Genomic DNA, 10,749 nt, shown 5'->3' with positions numbered 1-10,749 from the left:
CCCCAGCTCTGCCATGCCGCCCGCCAGACGGATCCGCAGTATCGCCATCTGCGCCTTGGCGCCAAGGCTCTCCGCGTACCCGACGGCTGTCTTGAAGTCCTCGACCGCCAGCGCGTATTCACCCCTGCGCTCGCGCGCTTCACCCCGCGCCGACAGCGCCTCGGCCACCCCCCATTCGTCGCCCAGCGTCCTGAAGATCTCCAGGCTCTCCTCGGCGTCCTGGTCGGCGTCGCCCGCCCATTCCGAGCGGTTGGCGAGGACGTTGGCCCGCATCTCCAGTGCGTTGGCCAGATCCCACTCATAACCCAGCTCGCGGCAGGTCTCGACGGTCGTGTCGATCATGCCCCGCAGGTCGTTCGCGTCACCGGTCAGCAGGACCGCGAAGAACCACATGTTGGCCGGCGGCCGGCAGGTCTGCGGCAGCCCGGGCCGGTAGGCGGCCCTGATGCCGGCGGCCAAATTCTGCATCGCCGGGGACGACCACCGCTCGGTGTCCTGGTCGCTGGAGGCCAGCTGGATCAGCCGCACCCCACGCCGCGCCTCCACGAGGAGTTCGGGCGTCATCGGGGGCGGGGCGTCCGTGCAGCGCTCGTAGATCGCGGGCGCGGGAACCACCGGGTGGGCAAAGGGGTCGGGGCCGAGCTCCGCGATCAGCGTCGACCAGTGCTTGCCCTCCGAGCGGAGGCCGCGCATCTGCCAGAACCCGTGCAGCGCGTGGATCAGACAGAGCGCCTCGTGCTCGTCGCGGGCGGCGACGGCGCGGCGCAGGGCCGTGCGGAGATTCTCGTACTCGCGCTCCAGCAGGGCGATGGCCTCGCGCTGCCCGCCGCCGCGCAGCTTGAGGTCCTCGGCGCGGGCCAGCTCGCGGAAGTACACCAGGTGCTGCCGTTCGGCGTCGGCGCGCTCGCCGCTCTCGTCGAGCCGCTCGGCCGCGTACTCCCCGACGGTCTCCAGGAGCCGGTAGCGCATCCCGCCCCCGGCCGAAGGCCGCGCCACCACCAGAGACTTGTCGACGAGGGAGCCCAGACCGTCCATGGACTCGGGTCCGCACACCGCCTCTGCGGCGGCGAGGTCGCAGCCGCCCGCGAAGACGGAGAGCCTGCGCAGTACGGACCGCTCGCCCTCGTCGAGCAGGTCCCAGGACCAGTCGACGACGGCGCGCAGAGTCTGCTGGCGCGGCAGTACGGTCCTCGCCCCGCCGGTCAGCAGTTTGAACCGGTCGTCGAGGCGGTCGGCGATCTGGCGCGGGGTGAGCATCCGCAGCCGGGCGGCGGCGAGTTCGATGGCGAGCGGCAGCCCGTCGAGGCGCCGGCAGATCTCGGCGGCGGCCTCGGGGTCTTCGTCGGTACGGAATCCGGCCCTCGCCGCGGCGCCGCGCTCGGCGAAGAGACGGAGCGCGGTGGGCTGCGGCAGGGGCTCCAGCGGGCGCAGGAGTTCGCCGGGCACGCCGAGGGGTTCGCGGCTGGTCGCCAGGATCGTCAACCCGGGGCAGCGTGCGAGGAGTTCCTCGGCGAGGCGGGCGGCCTCGTCCACGACGTGCTCGCAGTTGTCGAGGAGGATCAGCATCTTGCGCCGGGCGCAGTGCGCGGCGAGCTTCACGAGGGGGTCGCCGCTGTTGCGGTCCACGGCGCGCATCTTCTCGGCGCCCGCGCCGTGCAGGACGGCCTCTCGGGCGCCCAGGGCGGCCAGTACGGCCTCGGGGACGTTCTCCGGGTCGTCGACGGGGGCGAGTTCGGCCAGCCACACTCCGTCGGGCCAGGCGTCCGCGACGGTCTCGGCGGCCTCCTGCGAGAGCCGGGTCTTGCCGGCGCCGCCGGGGCCGAGGAGCGTGACGAGGCGGGCGTGGCGCAGGTCATGGCTCAGGGCGACGATGTCGCGCTCGCGGCCGACGAAGCTGGTGAGCCGGGACCGGAGGTTTCCGCGGTGCAGCGGCTCCGCCGCATCGGAGGCTCCGCCCCCGAACCCCCGCTCCTCAAGCGCCGGAGAGGCTTGATGTGGGCTGATGCACGATTCGTCCGCGCGGCGATCGGCAAAATCCAGCCCGTCCGGCGCTTGAGGACCGGGGTCCGGGGCAGCGCCCCGGGGCGGGGATGGCGCGAGCAACTCGGCGTGCAAGGAGCGGAGTTCGGGACCCGGGTCCGCCCCGAGCTCCTCCGCCAGGCCGCGCCGCACGCCCTCGTACGCCTCCAGCGCCTGCGCCGTGCGCCCAGCACCCCGCAGCGCCCGTATCCGCAAGGCCTGCAGCGGTTCGTCCAGCGGATGCCCCTCGCAGAGCGCGCCCAGCTCGGGCAGGGCCTCCTCGGCCCGTCCCAGGGCCACCGCCGCCGCGAGCGACGCACGCTGGGCCTCCAGCCGCCGCGCCTCCCAGCGGGCGGCCACCGCCGTACGGTCGGGAAGGTCGGCCAGCACCTCGCCCTGCCACAGCCCCAGCGCGTCCTCCAGCAGCGCCGCCGCCTTCACCGGGTCCCCGGACTCCAGCGCCCGCGCGCCCTCGCCCGCGAGCCGCTCGAAGCGGTAGAGGTCCACGTCGTCGGGTTCGGCGCACAGCCGGTAGCCACCGTCGTCCGAGGCGACGGCCCCGGGCCCCAGCGCCCGCCGCAGCCTCGCGACCAGCGCCTGGAGCGCCCCCGCCGCGTCGGCGGGCGGCTCGCCGTCCCAGACTTCGTCGACCAGGACGCCCACCCGCACCGTCCGCCCGGGGCGCAGGGCGAGCACCGCCAGCAGCGCGCGCAGCCGCGCCCCGCCGAGGGGGACGGCCGAGCCGTCGTCGCGTACTGCCTGAGTGGTCGTGAGTAGCCGATAGCGCACGGCACCATTCTCCGTTACGGGACGGGCCTCAGCCGCCCGGCCCCCGGAACTCACACGCGTACGCGAGACGTTTGCACAGTGTCACCTGTACGGTCGGGGCTCGCCAGGTCCGGCCACCCACGCACCAGGAGCCGCATCAATGACCACCGCCACCGCCCGGAACAGCGACCGGCGGGTCAGCCCCGTCTTCCTCGGGATCGTCGCGGTCATGGCAGTCACCGGGTGGGCGGTCTGGACCGATTTCGCGGCCAAGCCCGGCATCGGCGTGTTCCTTTTCGTGACCGCGGCCTGGGTCGTCTCGCTCTGCCTCCACGAGTACGCGCACGCCCGCACCGCGCTGCACAGCGGTGACATCTCGATCGGCGCGAAGGGTTATCTCACCCTCAACCCGCTGAAGTACACGCACGCCCTGCTCTCGATCGTGCTGCCCGTCATCTTCGTGATCATGGGCGGGATCGGTCTTCCCGGTGGCGCGGTCTTCATCGAGCGCGGCCGGATCCAGGGCCGCTGGAAGCACAGTCTGATCTCGGCGGCGGGCCCGCTCACCAACGTCCTGTTCGCGGTCGTCTGCACGGCGCCGTTCTGGCTGCACTCCCTGGACGGGGTCCCGCCGACCTTCCGGTACGCGCTCGCCTTCCTGGCGATGCTCCAGGTCACGGCGGCGATCCTGAACTTCCTGCCCATCCCCGGCCTCGACGGCTACGGGGTGGTCGAGCCCTGGCTTTCGTACTCGTTCCGCCGCCAGGTGGAGCCCTTCGCGCAGTGGGGTCTGCTGGCGGTCTTCGCCCTGCTCTGGATCCCCGAGGTGAACCACGTCTTCTTCGACATGATCGACTGGATCCTGGGCGGCCTGGGCATCCAGCCGGGCGAGACCGGCTGCGGCCAGGCGTTCTACCAGTTCTGGAAGGGCAGCCCCGACCCGGGTTTCTGCGGCGTCACCCAGTGACGGCGGCGGCAGCCTTGTCGGCCTTCGCCTTGCGCAGGTAGTACCAGGCCATGTTGGAGGAGAGGCCCGCCATCAGCACCCAGACGATCCCGAGCCAGCTGCCCTGGGTGAAGGACACCACGGCAGCCACGACGGCGAGGGTGCAGACGACGAGGGCGTACACAGCGAGGCGGGGCATGGGATGCGGCTCCTGTCCGGGGATACTTCCGGGTTACTGACGAACCCTCCCAGTGTCCCCCATGCCCCACCGCTTCCTGTCCGGTGGACTACACGTCGGTGACCCGCAGCCCCGCGTGGGCCTTGTAGCGGCGGTTCACGGAGATCAGATTCGCGACCAACGACTCCACCTGGTGCGCGTTGCGCAGCCGCCCGGAGAACACCCCGCGCATCCCGGGGATCCGCCCGGCCAGCGCCTGCACGATCTCCACGTCGGCACGCTCCTCGCCGAGCACCATCACATCGGTGTCGATCTCCTCGACCGACGCGTCCTGCAGCAGTACGGCGGAGAGATGGTGGAAGGCCGCGGCGACCCGCGAGTCCGGCAGCAGGGCGGCGGCCTGCTCGGCGGCGCTGCCCTCCTCCGGCTTCAGCGCGTACGCACCCTTCTTGTCGAAGCCCAGCGGATTGACGCAGTCCACGACGAGCTTCCCGACGAGCTCCTCGCGCAGCGACTCCAGCGTCTTGCCGTGCCCCTCCCACGGGACCGCGACGATCACCACGTCGCTGCGCCGCGCGCACTCGGCGTTGTCGGCGCCCTCGACGCCGAGGCCCAGCTCGTCCGCGGCGGCCTGCGCCCGCTCGGCCGCGCGTGAGCCGATGATCACCTTCTGCCCGGCCCTGGCCAGCCGGTACGCGAGCCCGCGCCCCTGGTCGCCGGTCCCGCCGAGCACCCCGACGACCAGACCGGACACGTCAGGGAGGTCCCAGGGGTCCTTGGGCGCAGGCTTGTTTGCACTCTCAGTGGAAGTCATGGCCCGACCCTAGCCGTCGGGCGACCACCGCCACTTGGGCACCTCGCGCAGCGGATGGAGTTCAGTGTCCGTCTCCGCCCGGGAGTTCTGCTGGGCGACCCGGGAGCCGAAGTCGATGTGCGAGCGCACCGCCTCACGGAAGGCCTCGTCCTTCGGGAGACCCGCCTCGTCGACGGACTCCGCGTACAGCTCGGCGAAGCGCTCGCGCTGCGCGTCGGTGATCCCGAGGTGGCGGTGGGCGTCGATGAGGTACGTGAAGCCGAGCTCCGCGGTGAAGCGGTCGGGGCCGCCGAAGGACTCCGCGGTGAACCAGGTCAGATGCTCCACATGCTGCGGCTTGCGCTCGGGGAAGAGCGGTCGCAGCACGGGGTCGGCGAGGACCTTGGTGTAGAAGATCTCCTCCAGGCGGTGGAGCGGGCCTTCGCCGCCTGCGTGCTCGTACAGGGTCGTGTCGTTCACGGCTGAACTCCTCCGGAGCCAGGGAACCCGAGAGCAGGGGGCCGGGATGCCCCCTTCGGGTGAGTCTGACTCAACAGGCCTCCCGCGCACACCCGTTGGGGGCAGGATGCCGGTCCATGGATGCCGTGCGGGTCGCGTTGTTGCGGGAAGTGCTTGACGGGACCGAGTGGCCGCGGGCGACCCGGCGGTTCGCCGCGGCGCTGCGGTCGTCCGTGGTGCCGCACGGCGGCGGGCTGCTCCTGGTGGGGACCGAGGTGTACGAGCCCTGGCATCTCGCGGCGCATCTCGTCGACGAGGCGGCCTGGTCCGGTACGCCGGAGCTGGCCCCCACCCTCGTACGCCACCGGGTGGAGGCCGGGGAGCCCGCGCATCTGTCCGTCGGGCTCGGCAGGATCGAGGCGGCGGGCCGTGGGCAGACGCTGCTGGTGGTGGCGCCGGAGCGGCCCGGGGACGGTCTTCTGGAGCGGGTGCACGGGGCGCGGCGGGCCGGGGCGACCGTGCTGTCGCTGGACGGCGGGGATCTTGAGGTGCACGGGCTCGCGCACGAGACGCTGACCGTGCCGGAGGACGGGGATGTCGATCTCGACACCGTCCAGCATCTGGTGAGCGCGGCGGCGGGCGAGAACAGCCTGCCGGTGCAGCGCGGCAGGCGGGGGTTCAGGGACCGGCTCTCGCTCCTGGCCGACCAGCTGACCGCGCCGCCGCCCGCCCGCTGGTAAAGCACTTGCGTGATGCACGGGGTTCGGCTGAACATGTCCCCTCGTGGCTTCGATACTCCCCGATCTCTCGCCCCTGCGTACCTCGCACGATTTCCGGCTGCTCTGGGTGCAGGGGCTGATCACCAACTTCGGCTCCAGCATGGCGATGGTCGCGCTGCCCCTGCAGATCGCGCACCTCACCGATTCACCGGCCGCCGTGGGGGCCATGGGAGCGGTGGAGCTGGTCCCGCTGATCGTCTTCGGGCTGTACGGGGGCGCTCTCGCGGACTCCGTGGACCGCCGGAAGATGATCCTGGGCACGGAGGCGGGCCTCGGCGTGCTGGCCGTGATCCTGCTGGTCAACGCGTTGCTTCCGGATCCGCTGCTCTGGCCGCTGTACGTCGTCGCGGCCGGGGTCGCCGCGCTGGCCGGGCTCCAGCGCCCGGCGCTCGACTCGCTGATGGCCCGGATCGTGCCGCACGACCAGCTCACCGCCGCCGCCGCGCTGAACGCGCTTCGCTGGCAGATCGGAGCCATCGCGGGGCCCGCGGTGGCGGGCTTCGTCGTGGCGTACGCGGGTGCCCCGTGGGCGTACAGCGCGACCGTCTGCGGATTCGCCGTCTCGGTGCTGATGTGTCTGCGCCTGGCGCCCGCACCGGCCGCGCACGACGCCGACAAGCCGTCGCTGCGCGGGATCGCGGAGGGCGCGCGCTACGCGTGGAGCAAGCCCGTGCTGCTCGGGACGTACGCCATCGACCTGGCCGCGATGTTCTTCGCCTTCCCGCTCGCGATCTTCCCGTTCCTCGCCGAGGATCTCGACGCCCAGTGGGCGCTGGGGCTGATGTACGCGGCGATCCCGCTCGGCTCCGTCCTGACGAGCCTGACCAGCGGCTGGGCCTCGCGGGTGCGCAGGCACGGGCGGCTCGTGGTGTTCGGCGCCGGCATGTGGGGCCTGGCGATGACGGCCGCGGGCTGGGCCGAGAACATCTGGCTGCTGCTGTTCTGCCTGATCCTGGCGGGGGCCGGGGACATGCTGAGCGGACTCGGCCGCTCGACCATCTGGAACCAGACCATCCCCGAGGAGCTGCGCGGGCGCCTGGCGGGGATCGAGGTCCTCTCGTACAGCTGCGGCCCCCAGCTCGGCCAGCTCAGGGCGGGCACGGTGGCCGGCTGGAGCGGGGCGCGGACCTCGGTGTGGAGCGGCGGGGCCGCGTGCGTGGTGGCGGTGGGGGTGCTCGCCGCCGTACTGCCGAAGCTGATGTCGTACGACGCCGACACGGACGAGGACGCGCTGCGGCGGCGGGCGCAGAAGGCGGAGTCCCTGGCCGCCGCAGCCGCGGTTTAGGGCGTCAGGCGTCGTCGTCGGGCGCCTTGTTCTTGTCGTGCCACTTGGGGTCGGTCTCCCACTCCAGGTTGCGCTCCTGCGCCGTCTCCATGGCGTGGTTCGCCTCCTCGCGGGTGGCGTACGGACCGAAGCGGTCCTTGGCCGGGCAGTCGGGGCCCTCTTCGACCTTCTTGTGGACGAGGCAGTAGTACCACTCGCCCGGCTTCCCGACGGTGCGCTTCTTGAACAAAGCCATGGTCGGCTCCTCTCTCATAGACTCGCTGGCATGTCTGGCCAGTCACTGCTTGTACCAGGGGAGCTCTCTCCCACCCGTTCCGTACCCGGAAACATCCGGCGTCCCGAGTACGTGGGGAAACCCGCGCCGACGCCGTACACCGGTCCGGAAGTCCAGGATGCCGACACCGTCGAGCGGATGCGCGTCGCGGGCCGTATCGCCGCCCGGGCGATGGAGGCGGCCGCGGCGCTCATCGCACCGGGTGTCACGACCGACGAACTCGACCGGGTGGCGCACGAGTTCATGTGCGACCACGGGGCGTATCCCTCGACGCTCGGCTACCGCGGCTTCAAGAAGTCGCTGTGCACCTCGGTCAACGAGGTCATCTGTCACGGGATTCCCGACTCGACCGTGCTGCGCGACGGCGACATCGTGAACCTGGACGTCACGGCGTACCTCAACGGGGTGCACGGCGACAACAACGCCACGTACCTCTGCGGCAATGTCGACGAGGAGTCGAAACTGCTGGTGGAGCGGACGCGCGAGGCGCTGGTCCGGGCCATCAAGGCGGTCAGGCCGGGGCGCCAGATCAACATCATCGGGCGGGTCATCGAGTCGTACGCCAAACGCTTCGGATACGGCGTGGTGCGGGACTTCACGGGGCACGGCATCTCGACGTCCTTCCACTCCGGGCTGATCGTCCCGCACTACGACAGCCCGTACGCGAAGGAGATCATCAAGCCGGGGATGACGTTCACCATCGAGCCGATGCTGACGCTGGGGACGCACGAGTACGACATGTGGGACGACGGCTGGACGGTCGTCACCAAGGACAGGAAGCGGACGGCCCAGTTCGAGCACACGCTGGTGGTGACGGAGACAGGGGCGGACATCCTGACGTTGCCCTGACCCGGCAGCGGGGTAGCTTTTTACCGACAGGACGTCGGGAACCTGTTGACTTAGGTAAGCCTAAGCATAGAAGATCTATGACAGGTTCCCGTCCCCCTTCGGCATTGGAGTTCCGCCATGGACGCCTTCTCGACGCTCATCCGCACCGCGTCGCACGAGCAGCACACCGAGGCGGAGACGTCGACGTTCATGAGCGACCTGCTGGGCGGACGGCTCGGTGTGGAGGCGTACGCGCGCTACACCGAGCAGCTGTGGTTCGTGTACCGGGCCCTGGAGGACGGCGCCGCGGCGCTGGCTTCGGACCCGGTCGCCGGCCCCTTCATCCAGCCCGAGCTGATGCGCACCGCCGAGCTGGAGCGGGACCTGGCGCATCTGCGCGGCCCCGACTGGCGCGAGCACACCGCCCCGCTCCCCGCCACAGCGGCGTACGCGGCGCGCGTGGCGGAGTGCGCGGCGAGCTGGCCCGCCGGGTACGTGGCGCACCACTACACGCGCTACCTGGGCGACCTGTCCGGCGGCCAGATCATCCGCGACAAGGCCGAGAAGACCTGGGGCTTCGCGCGCAAGGGCGACGGGGTCCGCTTCTACGTCTTCGAGCAGATCCCCAACCCGGCCGCCTTCAAGCGGGGTTACCGGGAGTTGCTGGACGCGGTGAACGCGGACGATCTGGAGAAGCAGCGGATCGTGGACGAGTGCAAGCGCGCGTTCGCGCTGAATACCGGGGTTTTTGTTGAGCTGGGGTCTGAGTTCCCGCTGAGCGCGTAGTCGTGGGCACGCGACCTTCGGCCGCGTTGTCCTCAATCTCCCCCAAGCTCTCAACTCCGTTCGAGCAGGGGGGACCCCCCTGACGGGCTTGATTTTCCGGACGGGCTTGATTTTCCGGACGCGGTTGATTTTCCGGACGGGCTTGAAGATGCGAAGCGGACCCGGCCGCCCAGTTCGATCGTGCCGTCGGGGGCCGGGGCTGTCAGGAGTTGCGAGCCGCGGCCCTGCGTGATGTTGAGGGCGCGGCCCAGTTCCTCGGTGAGCAGCAGGGCCGCGGCACCGGTCGCCTCGTCCTCCGCGATGCCGTCGCCCCTGCGCGGGAAGCCCCTGGCCCGTACGCGGCCCGCCGCCTCGTCCTCCCAGGCCCAGGCGTACAGCCAGCCCTCGCCCGGCGGGGGGCTCGGCAGGGCGTCGACCTCGGCGGCGGACGCGTACCGCCTGAGCGTGCGCGGCGGGGCCCATGCGGCGCGGGCGCTGATCCAGGTGAACTCGCCGTCATGGCGCGCGAACACCTCGCCGACCTCCAGCTCCAGGACCTCGATATCGAGCAGCCAGGCGGCGCCGACGACCGGGTATCCGGCGAACGGCAGCCGCCCGCTCGGCGTGTAGATGTCCAGCCGGCCGCGCTCGGGATCGTCGACGAACACGGTCTCGCTGAAGCCGAGCCGGGTGGCGAGTGCCTGGCGCGACCCGGGGTCCGGGTGGTCGCTTCCTTCGCGTACGACACCGAGCGGATTGCCGTGGCGGCCGTCGGGTGCGCAGAAGACGCTCAGTACGTCGATCTCGTTCACCGGGGCATTCAAGCACCGCAGGGGCCGCACCTCCGTATCCGGGAGGTGCGGCCCCTGCTGCGTACGGGAGTTGTCAGACGGTCGTACGGCGGCGGCGCGCTGCCACGACCACCGCCGCGCCCGCCGCCGCGATCGCGCCCGCCGCACCCAGCAGGGCGCCTGCCGGGACCTCGGCGCCGGTGGCCGCGAGGGAGCCTGAGCCGCCGACCGTGCCCGCGCCGCCGGTGGTCGACGAGCCGGAGCCGCCCGTGGTGGCGGAGGTGTCCGTGCCGCCCTGCGGGAGCGTGGCGTCCTCGGAGAGGGTGAGGGCCACCGTCACCGGGTCGATGGCGTCGCCCGCCTTGTAGATCGAGCCCGTGGTGTCGTTGGCGAACTGGGCTGCGCCCGCCGCGGTGAAGGACGCAGGGATGTTCTTCAGCTGGATGACGTCGTTCACGGCCGTGTAGCCGGCCTTGGAGAGGTCGAGTGCCGCGAACTTCACGTCCTGGCTGGTGCCCTTGGGGGTCGTCACGTCCGCGCTCAGCGTGCCCTTGGCGCCCGAGGCGGCGATCTTGACGTCGGAGAGCTTGATGTCGAGACCGTGGGCCGTGTAGACGAACCGGACGCTGCCGTCGAAGGAGGCGTTGACCGTCTTCTTCGCGGGGTCGGCGGTGGCCTTGGCGAGCGGGAAGTCGAAGCCGTCCGCGTTCTTCTTCGCACCGGATGCGAGCTTGATCTCGCCGCCGCTGAGGATGTAGGTACGGAAGGACTTCTTGACCCCCCAGGCGAGGGTGCCGTCGACGACCTTGTCGGCGGCGGACGTGGTGGCCGTCGCGGACGGCGTGGCGGTCGCCGTCGGCTTGG

Annotated in this window: 12 protein-coding genes; 5 read left to right on the top strand and 7 right to left on the bottom strand. The window is 71.4% G+C overall.

What is annotated here, in order from left to right; translation table 11 throughout:
- Positions 1-2,808 (bottom strand): AfsR/SARP family transcriptional regulator (locus J0695_RS27755; protein ID WP_206966478.1); only part of this gene is annotated, 2,808 nt, incomplete at its 3' end.
- Positions 2,809-2,947: 139 nt separating this feature from the next.
- On the opposite strand from J0695_RS27755, the gene J0695_RS27750 reads away from it, so the two are divergent.
- Complete coding sequence (locus J0695_RS27750) at positions 2,948-3,754, top strand: site-2 protease family protein (RefSeq protein ID WP_206966476.1); 807 nt, start codon at positions 2,948-2,950, stop codon at positions 3,752-3,754.
- Here J0695_RS27750 and J0695_RS27745 read toward each other — a convergent pair.
- From J0695_RS27745 to J0695_RS27735, 3 genes are all read right to left on the bottom strand, one after another.
- Positions 3,744-3,932, bottom strand: coding sequence for a hypothetical protein (locus J0695_RS27745; RefSeq protein ID WP_206966475.1), 189 nt, complete (start codon positions 3,930-3,932; stop codon positions 3,744-3,746). The two genes, J0695_RS27750 and J0695_RS27745, sit on opposite strands and share 11 nt — an antisense overlap.
- Positions 3,933-4,020: 88 nt before the next feature.
- On the bottom strand, positions 4,021-4,725 hold the full coding sequence (gene npdG / locus J0695_RS27740; RefSeq protein ID WP_206966473.1) for an NADPH-dependent F420 reductase: 705 nt from the start codon (positions 4,723-4,725) through the stop codon (positions 4,021-4,023).
- Positions 4,726-4,734: 9 nt separating this feature from the next.
- Complete coding sequence (locus J0695_RS27735; RefSeq protein WP_206966470.1) at positions 4,735-5,184, bottom strand: group II truncated hemoglobin; 450 nt, start codon at positions 5,182-5,184, stop codon at positions 4,735-4,737.
- A 116-nt stretch (positions 5,185-5,300) separates the two neighbouring features.
- On the opposite strand from J0695_RS27735, the gene J0695_RS27730 reads away from it, so the two are divergent.
- Together J0695_RS27730 and J0695_RS27725 are read left to right on the top strand one after the other, a co-directional pair.
- Complete coding sequence (locus J0695_RS27730; protein WP_206966468.1) at positions 5,301-5,903, top strand: hypothetical protein; 603 nt, start codon at positions 5,301-5,303, stop codon at positions 5,901-5,903.
- A 43-nt stretch (positions 5,904-5,946) separates the two neighbouring features.
- The gene (locus J0695_RS27725; RefSeq protein WP_206966466.1) at positions 5,947-7,227 is read left to right on the top strand and encodes an MFS transporter; all 1,281 of its coding nucleotides are present in this window, start codon (positions 5,947-5,949) and stop codon (positions 7,225-7,227) included.
- A 4-nt stretch (positions 7,228-7,231) separates the two neighbouring features.
- On the opposite strand, the gene J0695_RS27720 is transcribed toward J0695_RS27725, so the two are convergent.
- Positions 7,232-7,462 carry a hypothetical protein gene (locus J0695_RS27720; protein WP_206966464.1) on the bottom strand — a complete coding sequence of 77 codons (231 nt, stop codon included), beginning with the start codon at positions 7,460-7,462 and terminating at the stop codon, positions 7,232-7,234.
- A gap of 30 nt (positions 7,463-7,492) precedes the next feature.
- Between J0695_RS27720 and map the strand changes: the two genes are divergently transcribed.
- Positions 7,493-8,350 carry a type I methionyl aminopeptidase gene (map, locus tag J0695_RS27715; RefSeq protein WP_206966462.1) on the top strand — a complete coding sequence of 286 codons (858 nt, stop codon included), beginning with the start codon at positions 7,493-7,495 and terminating at the stop codon, positions 8,348-8,350.
- A gap of 117 nt (positions 8,351-8,467) precedes the next feature.
- Positions 8,468-9,115 carry a biliverdin-producing heme oxygenase gene (locus J0695_RS27710; RefSeq protein ID WP_206966459.1) on the top strand — a complete coding sequence of 216 codons (648 nt, stop codon included), beginning with the start codon at positions 8,468-8,470 and terminating at the stop codon, positions 9,113-9,115.
- A gap of 50 nt (positions 9,116-9,165) precedes the next feature.
- On the opposite strand, the gene J0695_RS27705 is transcribed toward J0695_RS27710, so the two are convergent.
- On the bottom strand, positions 9,166-9,906 hold the full coding sequence (locus tag J0695_RS27705) for a PhzF family phenazine biosynthesis protein (RefSeq protein WP_206966458.1): 741 nt from the start codon (positions 9,904-9,906) through the stop codon (positions 9,166-9,168).
- A 73-nt stretch (positions 9,907-9,979) separates the two neighbouring features.
- Positions 9,980-10,749, bottom strand: a 770-nt coding sequence (locus J0695_RS27700; protein WP_206966456.1) for an HtaA domain-containing protein, incomplete at its 5' end; no start/stop codon positions are given.

It is taken from the genome of Streptomyces beijiangensis (genome assembly GCF_017315755.1).
GTDB lineage: Bacteria > Actinomycetota > Actinomycetes > Streptomycetales > Streptomycetaceae > Streptomyces > Streptomyces beijiangensis.
Note: the sequence above shows the minus strand (reverse complement) of the source record. Positions and strands in the feature narration are given on the sequence as shown.